General features: G+C 69.6%; 10 protein-coding genes. 5 read left to right on the top strand and 5 right to left on the bottom strand.

Annotated elements, in window-relative coordinates; all coding sequences use genetic code 11:
- Positions 1-319 precede the first annotated feature (319 nt).
- The 3 genes from Q4V64_RS04060 to Q4V64_RS04050 all read right to left on the bottom strand — a co-directional run bounded on the left by Q4V64_RS04060 (position 320) and on the right by Q4V64_RS04050 (position 5,808).
- Positions 320-2,758 (bottom strand): alpha-L-arabinofuranosidase C-terminal domain-containing protein, encoded by a 2,439-nt coding sequence (locus Q4V64_RS04060; RefSeq protein ID WP_124445036.1) that lies wholly within the window; start codon positions 2,756-2,758, stop codon positions 320-322.
- A 48-nt stretch (positions 2,759-2,806) separates the two neighbouring features.
- A complete protein-coding gene (locus Q4V64_RS04055) occupies positions 2,807-4,324 on the bottom strand; it encodes an alpha-L-arabinofuranosidase C-terminal domain-containing protein (protein WP_303708921.1) in 1,518 nt (505 codons plus the stop codon).
- An 836-nt stretch (positions 4,325-5,160) separates the two neighbouring features.
- A complete protein-coding gene (locus tag Q4V64_RS04050; RefSeq protein ID WP_124437209.1) occupies positions 5,161-5,808 on the bottom strand; it encodes a TetR/AcrR family transcriptional regulator in 648 nt (215 codons plus the stop codon).
- Positions 5,809-5,993: 185 nt separating this feature from the next.
- Between Q4V64_RS04050 and Q4V64_RS04045 the strand changes: the two genes are divergently transcribed.
- Genes Q4V64_RS04045 through Q4V64_RS04035 form a run of 3 tightly spaced genes read left to right on the top strand, consistent with a single transcriptional unit; the run spans position 5,994 to position 8,100 of the window.
- Positions 5,994-6,170, top strand: coding sequence for a hypothetical protein (locus tag Q4V64_RS04045; RefSeq protein ID WP_253266677.1), 177 nt, complete (start codon positions 5,994-5,996; stop codon positions 6,168-6,170).
- An 8-nt stretch (positions 6,171-6,178) separates the two neighbouring features.
- On the top strand, positions 6,179-7,048 hold the full coding sequence (locus tag Q4V64_RS04040; RefSeq protein WP_124437208.1) for a dioxygenase: 870 nt from the start codon (positions 6,179-6,181) through the stop codon (positions 7,046-7,048).
- Positions 7,045-8,100 carry a maleylacetate reductase gene (locus Q4V64_RS04035; protein ID WP_124437207.1) on the top strand — a complete coding sequence of 352 codons (1,056 nt, stop codon included), beginning with the start codon at positions 7,045-7,047 and terminating at the stop codon, positions 8,098-8,100. The genes Q4V64_RS04040 and Q4V64_RS04035 overlap by 4 nt, the downstream gene beginning before the upstream one ends.
- 297 nt (positions 8,101-8,397) lie before the next feature.
- Here the strand turns inward: Q4V64_RS04035 and Q4V64_RS04030 are convergent, their stop codons facing one another.
- Positions 8,398-10,644: an MMPL family transporter gene (locus Q4V64_RS04030; RefSeq protein WP_124437206.1), complete on the bottom strand. Its 2,247-nt coding sequence runs from the start codon at positions 10,642-10,644 to the stop codon at positions 8,398-8,400.
- Positions 10,645-10,822: 178 nt separating this feature from the next.
- Here Q4V64_RS04030 and Q4V64_RS04025 point away from each other — a divergent pair, with 178 nt between their 5' ends.
- Together Q4V64_RS04025 and Q4V64_RS04020 are read left to right on the top strand one after the other, a co-directional pair.
- Positions 10,823-11,548, top strand: a complete 726-nt coding sequence (locus tag Q4V64_RS04025; protein WP_124437205.1) for a response regulator transcription factor — start codon at positions 10,823-10,825, stop codon at positions 11,546-11,548.
- On the top strand, positions 11,545-12,618 hold the full coding sequence (locus Q4V64_RS04020; RefSeq protein ID WP_253266675.1) for a HAMP domain-containing sensor histidine kinase: 1,074 nt from the start codon (positions 11,545-11,547) through the stop codon (positions 12,616-12,618). The genes Q4V64_RS04025 and Q4V64_RS04020 overlap by 4 nt, the downstream gene beginning before the upstream one ends.
- A gap of 223 nt (positions 12,619-12,841) precedes the next feature.
- Here Q4V64_RS04020 and Q4V64_RS04015 read toward each other — a convergent pair whose 3' ends face one another.
- A complete protein-coding gene (locus Q4V64_RS04015; protein ID WP_124437204.1) occupies positions 12,842-13,774 on the bottom strand; it encodes an NADP-dependent oxidoreductase in 933 nt (310 codons plus the stop codon).
- Between the last annotated feature and the right edge of the window lie 18 nt (positions 13,775-13,792).

Raw genomic sequence — 13,792 nt, 5'->3', positions numbered from 1 at the left:
CCTCGGTATGCGGTCTCAGGACACCCCTCCCCATTACACCTCAGTCCTGCGACAGCCGGTGGGGTCGGGCGGTGCGAGGCGGTAGAGGGCCGCGCCGTATGCGGGGAGGTCGGTCGGCAGGCATTGGCCGTCGTGAGTCGTGTCGGTGCGGGTCCACAGTTCCGGACGTGGTTGTCGCTGCGGCCACCGATGGAGCCGAGCGCCACGGTGACCTGCCTGGGGCTGTCGGCGAGGGCGAATACGGCGGCGTAGCGGGTACGTCATCGGCGGACGCAGGCGTCGTTCGGGGATCGGTCGCGCGGATAGGATCACGGCTGAACTATTCCTGATCTTCTTCTGGACGGGTGCGGAGAACGGTGAAGGAGTGCGGCGGGATGTCGCAGACCGGCCCGGGCAGCCGGTCCTCGACGGGGGTGGCCGGGGCGGTCCCGAACATGCTGGTGGCGTGTGGAGGTGCGGCGAGCGCGGTCCGCTCGAAACCGGTGACGACCTCTGCGCCGGTCAGACGGAGATGAACGATGACGGGCTCGGACGTCGAGTTGGCGATCTTGACGATCACGTCACCGGCCGAGCTGTCGCGGACGGCTGAGACGGCGAAGACCTCCGGGGGCGCCGGGTCGTCCTCCAAGTCGTGGATCAGCTCACCGTCGCGGTAGCAGCGGATGCGCCGGCCGTCCACCTCGACCCGCAGGTCGTACCAGCGACCGGTCTCGACGGGGCCGTCCACCGAGTCGTTGAGGTCGTGCAGCACACCGTCGTCCATGCGCTGGAGTCGCATGCCACGATTGAGCCAGTCGCCGACCGACCACTGGTACCAGTTGCCGGGGGAAGTCCTGGCGAAGCCGATGGTGAACCCCTGGCCGCCGCTGTTCTTCCTGGCCCGCACGGAGAAGGCGTACGACGGTCCGTCCACGGCGTCCGTCAGGACCAGCCTGGCGTCCGTTCCGTGCGCCGTCTGCCGGATGCGGCCGTCGCCCCCCGGCTTCCAATGGCCCAACTCGGCGTGCCAGTCGGCGAAATCCGGGGCAGGTGCCGCGTCGGCGCCCAGCGGGCCGACGCGCGCATCGGTGAACTCGGCGCGGGTGCCGTGACTCGTACCGATGTGGACACTGTGCCGGGCCGGCTCCGGGACGGGCCGCGCCTGGGGTGCTCCGACGACGGTGACGGGCAGGGCGGTGTCGCCCGAGTTCACCGAGTGCATGCGCTGGACGTGGTAGTTGAGGGTGGGCCAGACGTTCGTGTTGTCGAAGTAGATCAGGTCCGGAAGCCACTGGGTGTGGCCGCGCTTGGCGAGCAGCGGCGCGTAGGAGGCCAGCCGGACGACGTCGCCGTTGCGCTCCATGGCGATCATGTAGGTCGCTTCGGCGACGGCGCTGCGCATGTCGTTGTCCCGGGCCGCGTACTCGCCGATGTACAGGTGCGGGCCCCCGCGGTCCATCGCGTCGAAGCGGCCGGTGCTCTCCAGGAACCAGCGCGGGGATTTGTACGAGTGTTCGTCGACGACCGGGACGCTCCTCTCCCGGGCGAACGCCAAGCCTTTCTCCCAGTCCTCGCCGGTGGGGGAGGGGCCGACGGTGCCGACGACCGTGATCTCGGGGTGGTGCTCGCGCAGCGCGTCGTGGATGCGGGAGAAGCGGTCGCGGAAGGTGTCGGTGATGGTGTCTTCGTTGCCGACCCCCAGGTATTCGAGCCCGAAGGGCTCGGGGTGCCCGGCGGCCGCGCGCAGGGCGCCCCAGCGGGAGTCGGCGGGGCCGTTGGCCCATTCCACCAGGGCCAATACCTCGTCGATGTAGTCGGGCATCTCCTCCTCGGGGATGCCGACCTGGCCGGTCGGCTCGGTGTTCTGGCAGCAGACGCCGGCCGGTACGACGGGCAGCGGCTTGGCGCCGATGTCCTCGCAGAACTGGAAGTACTCGTAGTAGCCCAGGCCCATCGACTGGTGGTAGCCCCACAGGTTGCGCTGCTGCCGGCGCGACTGCAGCGGCCCGACGGTCTCGGGCCAGCGGTACATGTTGCCGAGCCCCACTCCGTGCGCGAGGCAGCCGCCCGGGAAACGTACGAACTTCGGCTTCAGGTCCGCGATGGCCTGAGCCAGGTCGGCGCGCAGGCCGCCCGGCCGGTCGCGGAAGGTGCTCTGCGGAAAGAGCGAGACCAGGTCCAGATGTACGGTGCCGATCCCGCCCGCCACCACGGTGAACCTGGCCTCCGGGTCCGTCACCTCACACGTGATCACCGCTGAGTGCTGCTCCCAGGACCCGTGCACCGGACCCAGCTCCGCCCGGCCGTACACCCGGCTGCCGTCCCGGCTCTCGATCTGCGTCACCAGACGGTCCGCGGTGCCCTCTGCCAGGCGGGCGAAGAGGCTGACGTCGTAGCGTTCGCCCTCCCGTACGGCCACGCCGTCGAAGCCCTCGTTGCGTAGCCCTGCCCCGCGTCCGGCCGTACTGGCCGTGGTGGTGCGCAGCACCGCGTAATGCGGATTGGCCGGGTGCGGCGGCGCTTCGACGGCAACCGAGACCGACCCGGCGGCGCCGTCTCGCTCCAATAGGTCCCAGGCGGTCAGAGCGTGCCATTCCGGCCGGTGGGCGGGCGTGTACTCGAACGACCGGTTCTGCACCAGCTCGGCGTAGAGACCGCCGTCCGCCGCGTGGTTGAGGTCCTCGAAGAACACCCCGAACAGATCGGGCGAGATGGCGGTGCCCCGTGCCGCCGCGTCCACCTCGACAACCGTCTCGACGGGTCTCGCGGATTCACTCATCGCCCTCGTAACTCCTCGGTTGTTGGTCGTCATGGATGGTGGTGCTGGTCAGGCCAGTGTGGCTTGGACGGTGAGGAACGAGTGGGGCGGCAGTGTCAGGGTCAGGCCCTGGGCGGTGACCTTCAGGTCGTCGAAGGGGCGCGGGCTGACCGCTGCGGGTGCGTCGGCGGTGTTGTGGTCCTGCAGTCCGTCGGCGGTCAGGATGCGGGCCGTCGGTTCGGCGATGGAACGGCCGCGCAGGTCGAGCGTCACCTCGGCGGGCTCTTCGGCGTCGAGGTTGGACAGCGAGACGAGAACGGTCCCGTCCTTGACGCTGGCCGAGACGGACAGCGTGTCCAGCTCGGCGTCGCCCACCGGGCGGCGGGCGTTGTCGGTGCGCAGGTGCACGGCGAGGGAGGCGGCGTCCTGGTGGCCCTTGTTCATCTCGAAGACGTGGTAGGTCGGAGTCAGGACCAGCGCGTCGCCGTCGGTGAGGACCATCGCCTGCAGGACGTTGACGGTCTGCGCGATGTTGGCCATGTGCAGGCGCTCGGCGTGCTTGTGGAAGATGTCGAAATGCGTGCTCGCCACGAGGGCGTCGCGCAGGGTGTTCTGCTGGAACAGGAAACCGGGGTTGGTGCCCGGCTCGACGTCCCACCAGGTGCCCCACTCGTCCAGGACCAGACCGACCTTGCGGCCCGGGTCGTAGCAGTCCATGACCGTGGAGTGGCCGGTTAGGATGCGGTCGATCTTCTGGGCGGAGACCATCGTCCGGTAGTAGTCGTCCGTGTCGAAGACGGTGGCGCTGCCCTTCGCCTCCCAGGGGCCGGCGATCGTGTAGTAGTGCACGGAGATGCCCTGGAAGAAGTTACGCGGGGTGGCCTCGCAGCCGAAGCAGCTGATCTGCTGCATCAGCGTCTCGGTCCACTTGTAGTCATCGTCGGACGCCCCCGAGGCGATGCGGTAGAGCTTGTTGTGGCCGTGGTCGCGGCAGTACGTGGCGTACTGCCGGGCCAGGTCGGCGGAGTACTCGGCGCGCATGTTGCCGCCGCAGCCCCACGTCTCGTTGCCGATGCCCCAGAACTTCACCCGCCAGGGTTCCTCGCGGCCGTTGGCCTTGCGCAGCCGCACCATGGGGCTGTCGCCGTCGCGCGTGAGGTACTCGACCCACTCGCTCATCTCCTGCACGGTGCCGGAGCCGACGTTGCCGCTGATGTACGGCTCGGTGCCGAGGAGTTCGCACAGGGCCATGAACTCATGGGTGCCGAAGTGGTTGTTCTCCTCGACGTTGCCCCAGTGGGTGTTGACCATCCTGGGCCGCTGGTCCCGGGGGCCGATGCCGTCCTTCCAGTGGTACTCGTCGGCGAAACAGCCGCCGGGCCAGCGCAGGTTGGGGATGTCCAGGGCGCGCAGTGCCTCGACGACGTCGAGGCGGATGCCGCCCTCGTTGGGGATCGGTGAGTCCTCCCCGACCCAGAAGCCGCCGTAGATGCAGCGGCCGAGGTGCTCGGCGAAGTGACCGTAGAGGTGACGGCTGATCTTCGGGCCCTCGATGTCGAGGCTGATGATCGCGGTGGCGTTGGCCACGGAGGTGCTCCAGGGCTGGGTGTGTGAGCAGAGGTCTTGTATCGATAAAAATTGACATCGTGTTACGAGCGTGTCAAGAGAGGTGCAGAAACTACTGGCCGCCGGGAGCCACCCTCCCTTCCCCGGCCCCTCCTCATGTCAGGAGGCCGCTCGGGGGACACCGCGCCAGACCCCCTTGACGTCTTCCGACGCCACCACCTACTGTCCGCCGAAGTCTCAGCAGCCGGTTTCCCCAGATGGCGCAATCCAGGCCTCGTGGCGTCGCGGCACTGCGACCAGTACGACGACCAAGCAGTTTCCGCACGTGTCTTGACGCATCCGTAACCCGGTGCCAGCTTTTATCGATACAAACCGTTGTCCTGGACGTTCCGTCCCATGCCCAACCGCCAGGCGGAACGTCCGCCCGTGGTCGGCTGCCGCGATGGCGAGTGCGCCCCGTGGACTGAGCGGGCCCTGCGCTTCAACCCTCAACGCCCTTCGGCGCCCCTCCCGTGCCGCCCTGCCTTCGGCGGGCTGCGCCGCGGGCGTCGGCTCGACGGCCGTGCTTCCTTTTTGCGGGGCGTCAGCCTGATCGGCGATCTGCGGTGGACATGTCGCTCCTGACATCGTCGGCAGAGTCGGGCAGCCGGGCAGCCGGGCAGCCGGGCAGCCGGGCAGCCGGGCAGTCGGGCAGTCGGGCAGTCGGCCGGTGGGCTGGGGTCGCTGCTGATGGGGGTAGTCACCGGCACCTACATGTGAATGGCGACTCACGGTCGGTTTCTGAGTCAGCGTTCACATACGGTCCGTCGCTCGTCGAGAGCTCTGCACGCACTTGTGTGCGGCGGCGAGTCGAGGGCTCACGGACCTTCCGGGGTACCGAGGAGGTAGGAGACGACCGCCGTCTGAAGGTGGCTGCGCAGCTCGTTCCAGGGCAGTGGGCGCTCGGACTCCAGGAACTCTCCCTGTGTGACGCGGTGCGCGATCGTGGCGTAGACCAGGCGGAAGGCGAAGTCCAGCGCGGCCTCGGGGTCCGGATGCGCGACGGGTGTGTGACGCAGTGCCTCGGCGAACTGGCGATTGCCCTCGACGCTGACGCGGGAGCCCTCGGCCCGTACCGCTTCGTGCCGGGTGCCGAGCAGCAGGAAGACGCGCAGCAGGGCCTCATGCCTCTGGAAGCCGTCGGTGATCGCGCCGACCGCCTCGCCGATCGCCACGGCCGGATCGCGCAGGATGCGCAACCGCTCCAAGGACATGCGTTCCGTGATCTCGGCCTGGAGGTTTTCGGTGAAGGCGTGCTGGATGGCCAGCAGGAGCCCTTCCTTGTCGCCGAACCGGCGGTAGATGCTGCCGACCGCCATGCCGGCCCGCTCGGCGACGGCGGCAACCGTGAGTGCGTCCACTCCGCCCTCTTCGAGCAATGCGTATCCGGCCCGCAGGATGTCCTGCTGTGAACGGCGGCTGCGTTCCTGGAGGGCGGCGGGCCTGCCGGTGGGGGACTCGGTCACTCGCGCAGTTTATCGACCGGGCTCTTGACGTCCATGTCACTGACATGTGAATCTCCAATCACATTGGACATCACATCGGACATGAATCAGGTTCACATGCGGACTCGAGGTGGACGGTCGAGCCGCGTCCACGGACGACGCGGGACGGGTGGCCGAACTTCCTTCGCGCCGCGGACCCGCCCACCGTGACCGTCCGCGTCTGGCCCGACGGCGAGCACACCCTCTACAACCCGGCGGTCCTCTACAGCCAGGCGGCCCTCTACAACCACGCGGTCCTCTACAACCACGCGGCCGAACGCGACGCGTACACCGGAGACTGGTTCGCGGATCACCTCATCGACCGGGACGGCCCGAACAACTAGGAACAGCAATGGACTTCACCGTCGAGACCGCCACCGACGCGGTCGTGGAAAGCTTTCGACAGACCAAGGACCAGCGGCTGCGGCGGGTCATGGAGAGCCTGACCCACCACCTCCACGACTTCGTCCGGGACATCGAACCCACCATGGAGGAATGGGAGTCCGCGATCGGCTTCCTCACCGCCGTCGGCCAGACATGCGACGACACCCGCCAGGAGTTCGTCCTGCTCTCCGACGTCCTGGGCGTCTCCATGCTCGTCGAAACCCTGAACGGGTCCGAGGAGGGAACCGAGAGCACCGTCCTCGGCCCCTTCCACATGACCGAGTCCCCGCGCCGCGAGCCAGGCGACTCCATCGACCTGCTCGGCACCGGCCGCCCCTGCGTGGTCTCCGGCCAGGTGCTCGCGGCCGACGGCACCCCTCTGCCGGGTGCCGAACTCGACGTATGGCAGTGCACCGAGGACGGTTTCTACGACGTGCAGCAGCCCGACATTCAGCCGCCGGGCAACGGCCGTGGGCTGTTCCGTACGGACGACGAGGGCCGCTTCTGGTTCCGCACCGTCGTCCCCTCCCACTACCCGATCCCCACCGACGGCCCCGTCGGCCGCCTCCTCGAAGCCACCGCCCGGCACCCCTACCGGCCCGCCCACATCCACTTCATCGCGAGCGCCGAGCACCACCGGCCGGTCACCACACACACGTTCGTCGCGGGCAGCCCGTACGTCGACTCCGACGCGGTCTTCGCGGTCAAGCGGGGCCTGATCACCGACTTCACCGAGTCGTACGAGGAGCAGGAGGCCGGGCGCTTCGGCGTGACCGTGCCCTTCACACACGCCCGGTTCGACATCGTGCTGGCACCGGAAGCCGAGTCGGCACGATGACCTTCACCTACGATGCCTTGCCGATGCGGGTGGTCTTCGGCGCCGGAAGCCTGCGCCAACTGCCCCAGGAAGCCGAGCGGTTGGGCCTGCGGCGGCTGCTGGTGCTCTCCACCCCCGGTCAGCGCGTCCTCGCCGAGCACGCGGCCGCCTTGCTCGGCGACACGTGCGTCGGGTTGTTCACCGAAGCGCGGATGCACGTGCCGGTCGACGTGGCCGAAGCGGCCCGCACGGCCGCGCGCGGTGTCGGCGCGGACGGCTGCCTGGCCATCGGCGGCGGCTCCACCATCGGCCTGGGCAAGGCGATCGCCCTGAGCTCCGGCCTGCCCGTGATCAGCGTGCCGACCACCTACGCCGGCTCGGAGATGATCACCGTGTGGGGGCTCACCCAGGACGGCCGCAAGCGCACCGGCCGCGACCGGGCCGTCCTGCCTCGCAGCGTGGTCTACGACCCCGAACTCACCGTCGGCCTCCCCGTGGACGTGTCGGTGACCAGCGGCTTCAACGCCATCGCCCATGCCGTGGAGGCCCTGTACGCGCCCGACGCCTCACCGATCGTGTCCCTGATGGCCGAGGAAGGGGTGCGCTCGCTGGCCACCGCCCTGCCTGCCGTCGCCACCGGCCCTCGAGACATCGAGGCCCGGACGGACGCGCTGCGTGGGGCGTGGCTGTGCGGGGCGTGCCTGGGGGCCACGACCATGTCGCTGCACCACAAGCTGTGCCACATCCTGGGCGGCACCTTCGACCTGCCCCACGCCGCCGTACACACGGTCGTGCTCCCGTATGTCGCCGCCTTCAACCTCCCCACGGCACCGGCCGCCGAGCAGGCCCTCCGCCGCGCCCTGGCCACCGACGACGTACCCAAGCACCTTGCGCGGGCGAGCGCTGACCTGGGTGCTCCCCGCTCACTCGCCGAACTCGGCCTCACCGAAGGCGACTTCGACGAGATCGCCGTCCAGGCACAGGCCCATCCCTACGCCAATCCACGACCGGTCACCGAGGAGGCGCTACGCGCACTCCTCACCGACGCCCTCAACGGAGCGCTCGCACCCTGACCGGGCCTGCACAGCCACCCCCGGCGCCTGGAGCGAGCCGGCGATGTGGGAGACGGGCCTGCTGAAGGGGGTGAGAAGGACTGGTCGGGATCTGCCTGGTGGTGGGTGCGCGGTGGATCGGCGGCCGCGAGGCGCAGGACCACGACTGGAAGGACCTCACCGCCAGCGTCGTCTTCCGTGGCGGTTCCGACGCCGCCGGCGGGCTGTCCCTGCTGCTGCGCGCCGAACCCGTCGGCAAGACCTGGGGCGAGGGTCTCAACTGGACCATCCGGCAGAGTGGCGACGACATGCAGCTGGTCATGAAGAGTTTGTCCGCCCAGCGAGCGCGTCTTCCGCCCTGGCCGGGGGCGGGAGCTGTTCGGCGACGAGGTGGCGGGTGAGCCGCTCGCCTTCGATGTCCACGTTGGGCAGTGCCCTGCGGAGGAAGCGCGGCAGCCACCAGGCCCGCTCGCCGAGGATCGCCATGACGGCCGGTACCAGCGCCATACGGACGACGAACGCGTCCAGGAGGACGCCGATGCCGAGCGCGAAGCCCATGCCCTTGATGACCTGCATGTCGGCGAAGACGAAGGAGCCGAAGACCGCGATCATGATGAGGGCGGCGGCGGTGACGACCTGCGCGCCGTGCCCGAAGCCCCGGATCATCGCGTCGTTCGGCGACGCGCCGAGGGCGTACTCCTCGCGCATCCGGGAGACGAGGAAGACCTCGTAGTCCATCGCCAGGCCGAACAGGATGCCCACGAGGAGCATCGGCAGGAAACTGAGGACGGGACCGGTGTCCTTGATGCCGAGCAGACCGGACAGCCAGCCCCACTGGAAGACCGCCACCATGGCGCCGAGGGACGCTCCGACGGAGAGCAGGAAGCCGAGCGCCGCCTTGATCGGCACGGCGATCGCGCGGAACACCACGATCAGCAGGAGCAGTGCCAGGCCCATCACCAGCAGGCAGTACACGGGCAGTGCGGCGGAGAGCTTGTCGGCCACGTCGATGTTGACGGCGGTGGTGCCGGTGACATCGATCTCCGTGCGGGTGCGCTGCTCGACTTCCCCCCGGGCGTCACGTATCTCCGCCAGAACCTGCTTGGTCCGCTCGGTCTCGGGACCGCTGGTGGGGGTGACGCTGACCAGAGCCGCGTCGCCGGATGCGGCGGTGACCGGCGGGGCCACGGACGCCACGCCGGGCAGGTCCTTGACGGTGGCGGCGAGTTCGTCGGCGGCGGGCACGACGTCGTTCTTGGCGCCCTGGAGCAGGACGACCAGGGTGCCGCTGTAGCCGGGGCCGAAGCCGTCGTCGATCATCTTCTGGGCCCGGGCCGCCGAGGTGTCCGGGTCCTTGCCGCCGCCGAGCCCGAGCTGCAGGTCGGCCACCGGAACGGCCATGATGCCCAACCCCAGGACGGACACGGTCAGGACGCTCCAGCGTCGCCGCGCCGTCATCGCAGCCCAGCGCCGGCCCGCGGTGGTCCGTCCCTCCCGGCCGGAGAAGCGCTGATGAGCACGCTCGGCGGAGCGACGCAGCACCGGTATCGAGCTGTCGGCGATCTTCCCGCCCAGCAGGCCGAGTACAGCCGGAAGCAGCGTGACGGCGATCAGCACGGAGACCGCCACCGTGGCCGCGGCACCCAGGCCCATGACCGTGAGGAACGGGATGTTGACCACGGCCAGCGCGGCCAGTGCGATCACCACGGTGGCGCCGGCGAAGACCACCGCGCCGCCCGCCGTACCGGTCGCGAGCCCCGCGGACTCCTCCGGGTCCATCCCGTCCCGTACCTGGGTCTGGTGGCGGGAGACGATGAACAGCGCGTAGTCGATGCCGACGGCCATGCCCAGCATCACCGCGAGGATGATCGACGTGCTGTCCATGGTGACGACGCTGGTCATGGCCATCAGGCCGAGCACACCGACGGCCACACCGACGAGCGCGGTGGCGATCGGCACGATCGACGTCCGCAGCGAACGGAAGACGAAGACCAGGACACCCAGGGCGATCAGCACGCCGACCGCCTCGCCCGGACCCAGCACCTTGACCTCGGCGCCGGGGAAGGCGTCACCGCCGAGCTCCACGGTCAGTCCCGTGCGCCGGGCCTGCTCCGCGATCGACTCCATGCGGTGCTTCGTGGCCTCGGTGATCTTCTCGTTCTTCTCCACGGTGAAGGTGAGCTGGGCGATGCCCGTGTCCCCGTCCGCCGAGACCGTGCCGGCGCGGGCCGACGGAGCAGTCGCCGACCTCACGCCGGGTACCGCTTCGGCCTCCGCGACCGCCTTCGCCACGGCGTCCCGGGGAGCTCCCTCGGAGACCGTCGCCCCGTCCGGCGCCCGGAACACCAACTTCCCGGCGAGATGGTCGTCGGTCGGGAACCTGCTCTCCACCACGTCGAGGGCGCGCTGGGCTTCGGTGCCGGGGATGGTGGTGGAGGACTCGAAGGGTTTCATCAGCCCCACCGCTGCCGTCACAGTGGTGAGAAGCACGATGAACCAGGCACCGAAGACGGTCCCTTTGCGCCGGTAGCAGAAACGACCGAGGCGGTACAAGAGAGTGGACACGCACAGACTCCCGAAGAACAGGAAAAGTGGGGAAGTCCCCTCACGCTAGGAGCGCCCCGGATCCAGTCACGGTGAAAAGCCCCTGGACCGCCGATGTTCACACGGAACTCCCATGGAGACGGCCCGGTCACGTCGGACATGATCGAAGCAAGAACCAGGAAGGGACAGGAACGACCGGATGGCTGACGAGCCCTCAACGCCCCCCGGCACCGCCGATGGCGCACATGGCCGACTGCTGGTGGTCGACGACGAACCGGCGATCCTGGACACGGTCAGCCGGTTCCTGCGGTTCATCGGGTACGACGTGCGCACGGCGTCCACCGCGCATGAGGCCCTCGCCTCGGCCCGCGACTTCCTGCCCGACCTGGTCCTGCTGGACGTGATGCTGCCGGACGGCGACGGCTTCGAGGTCATGCGACGCTTGCGCGCCGACGGACTCCCGCACGCCGTCGTCTTCCTCACCGCCCGCGACACCCGCAAGGACCTGGTCAGGGGACTGACCGAGGGCGGGGACGACTACATCACCAAGCCCTTCGGGTTCGACGAGGTGGCCGCCCGCATCAGCGCCGTACTGCGCCGCACTCGGCGTCCCCGGACCACTGATCCGGTGCTGCGCGTGGCCGACCTGGAACTGGACACACGCACCTACTCCGTACGCCGCTCCGGCACACCGATCGACCTGTCACCCACCGAGTTCCGCCTCCTGCGCTATCTGATGCTGTACAGCGGGCGGGTCCTGCCCCGCGCCCAACTCCTCGAGCACGTCTGGTCGTACGACTTCAACGGCGACGACACGGTGGTCGCCACGTACATCAGCTACCTGCGCCGGAAGGTCGACTCCCTGGGGCCCGGCCTCATCCACACCCAGCGCGGCGTCGGCTACAGCATCCGGGAGCCGAGTTGAGGAGCCGCTTCCGGAGGTGGCCGCTGCGCGCCCGGGTCGGCGTGATCGTCACCGCCCTGTGCGCGGGGGCCATCGCCGTCGTCGCCCTCACCTGGCTCGCGAGCGGGGCCGATCCCGTCGCCATCGTGACCGCGGAGCTGGTGGGGCTCTGCGTGGTGGCGCTGGTGACCACGGCGCTGGTGCGGCGTGAGCTGCGGCCCCTCGAACAGGCCGCGGCGATGGCCGACTCGATCGCCGCCGGCGATCTGGCCCGCCGACTGCCCGAGGCCGTCACCGACCCCACCACCGAGGTCGGCCGCCTCGCCGAGGCCCTGAACCGCATGGTCGACCAGATCCAGGCCGCCCTCACGGCCCGCGAGCGCTCGGAATCCCGGATGCGTCAGTTCGTCGCCGACGCCTCCCACGAACTGCGCACCCCTTTGCAGTCCCTGCGCGGCTACGCCGAACTCCACCAGCGCGGTGCCCTGCCGGACATGGCGGCGGTCGACGAGGCCATGGCCCGCGTCCTGTCCGAGGTCCACCGCATGACCCGGCTCGTCGAGGCGCTGCTCATGCTCGCCCGCTTCGACGAGGAGTACGAAGAGGACACAGCGGATCTGGAACCCGTCGATCTCAGCAGGATCGTCGACGAGTCCTGCCGCGACGCGCTCGCGGCCGAACCCGGACGCCCGCTGGAGAAACACATCGAGCCCGGCGCGTCCGTGCTGGGCGACGAAGCACAATTGCGCGGCCTGCTGGCCAACCTGCTGGGCAACGTCCGTATGCACACTCCCGCCACCGCGCGCTGCGTGGTGGCACTGAGCACGAGCGGTGACGAGGTGACGTTGCTGGTCCAGGACGAAGGGCCGGGTGTTCCCTCGGATGCCGTCGCCCATGTCTTCGACCGCTTCTACCGTGCGGACAAGAGTCGCAGCCGGGCCAGCGGCGGCAGCGGGCTGGGCCTGTCCATCGTCGCCGCCATCGCCGAAGTCCATCACGCGCGTGTCGAACTCGACAGCACGCCGGGCAAGGGCACGCGCGTCTACGTGGTCTTCCCGGTCCTGCGGGAGCAGGCGTCCGCGCACGCCTGAGAGAACGAGTGGGCGACGGGAACGCCCGTTTCCTGTCAGAAGCCGGGGAGACCCGGCGCAGGTCGTCGAGGGTGAGGGAGGCGCTCGCCAGGGACACCTCGCTCGTCCCAGCTGTGGTGGGCGAACTCCGTGAGCCGCACGCCGGTCACCGTGGCGACATCGACCGCCACGGGCAGGAAACCGAGATCGACCCTCAGTTCCTTGCGCGTCTGCGCGTCGAGGTTCAGGGGATCAGGACGATCTTGCCGCGGGTGTGCCGCTGCTCCAGCTCCGCGAAGGCGTCGGCGACGCGGTCGAGCGGGTACGTGGCGGCGATCGGTATCTCGACGGCGCCCGAGGCGACCAGATCGACCAGCTCCAGCAGGATCTCGCGGGCGGTCGCGTTGTGGCGGCCGTCGGTCCTGGCGCCGATCTCCGCGGCGCGTTCCATGGCGACTGTCGTCTGGATGCGTTCCGGCTTGATGCCGAGATCGACCGCCAGGTCGAGGTACTCGGGCCCGTAGAGGTCGATGAACACGTCGACTCCACCCGCCCCGGCCGCGTGTTCGAGCCGTTCGCGAAGGCCGTCTCCGTACGGCACCGGGATGACGCCGTGCCTGTCCAGCCACTCGGTGTTGGCCGGTGAGGCGATGCCGAGCACGCGCACTCCCCGGCCGGCGAGCATCTGTACGAGGAACGAACCGACCCCGCCCGCGGCAGCGGACACCGCGACGGTCTCGCCGGGCTGGACGGTGACGGCGCGGGCGGCGGCGTAGGCCGTGGCGCCGACCATGTGCAGGGAGCCCGCCACCTCCCAGCTCATCCGAGGCGGTTTGGTCACCAGCCGGTCCGCCGGGACAGCCAGGTGCGTCGCGTGCGCACCCGCCGCCGGCGTCCAGCCGAGCACCTCGTCGCCGACGGCGAGTCCGTCGACCTCGGCACCGACGGCTGTGACGACCCCGGCGAGGTCGCTGCCCTGGCCGGAGGGGAAGTCCAGCGGGAACAGATGCCGGATCACCCCGGAGCGGAGCGTGGTGTCAAAAGGGTTGACGGCGGCGGCACGCACCTCGACGACGACTTCCCCCGGCGCCGGCTCGGGCATCGGGACATCGGTGACGCGCAGCACGTCACGATCGCCGTACTGGTCAAAACGTACTGCCTGTGCTGTTCGGTTCATGGCTGCTCCGTGATGTGT

Source organism: Streptomyces sp. NL15-2K (genome assembly GCF_030551255.1).
In the GTDB taxonomy this organism is placed as follows: Bacteria; Actinomycetota; Actinomycetes; order Streptomycetales; family Streptomycetaceae; genus Streptomyces.
This window is presented reverse-complemented; position numbering and strand designations above follow the sequence as displayed.

Coding starts and splice junctions, on each gene's coding strand:
- Q4V64_RS04060 (WP_124445036.1), bottom strand. CDS start 2,758: ATGAGTGAATCCGCGAGACCCGTCGAGACGGTTGTCGAGGTGGACGCG.
- Q4V64_RS04040 (WP_124437208.1), top strand. CDS start 6,179: ATGGACTTCACCGTCGAGACCGCCACCGACGCGGTCGTGGAAAGCTTT.
- Q4V64_RS04035 (WP_124437207.1), top strand. CDS start 7,045: ATGACCTTCACCTACGATGCCTTGCCGATGCGGGTGGTCTTCGGCGCC.
- Q4V64_RS04025 (WP_124437205.1), top strand. CDS start 10,823: ATGGCTGACGAGCCCTCAACGCCCCCCGGCACCGCCGATGGCGCACAT.
- Q4V64_RS04015 (WP_124437204.1), bottom strand. CDS start 13,774: ATGAACCGAACAGCACAGGCAGTACGTTTTGACCAGTACGGCGATCGT.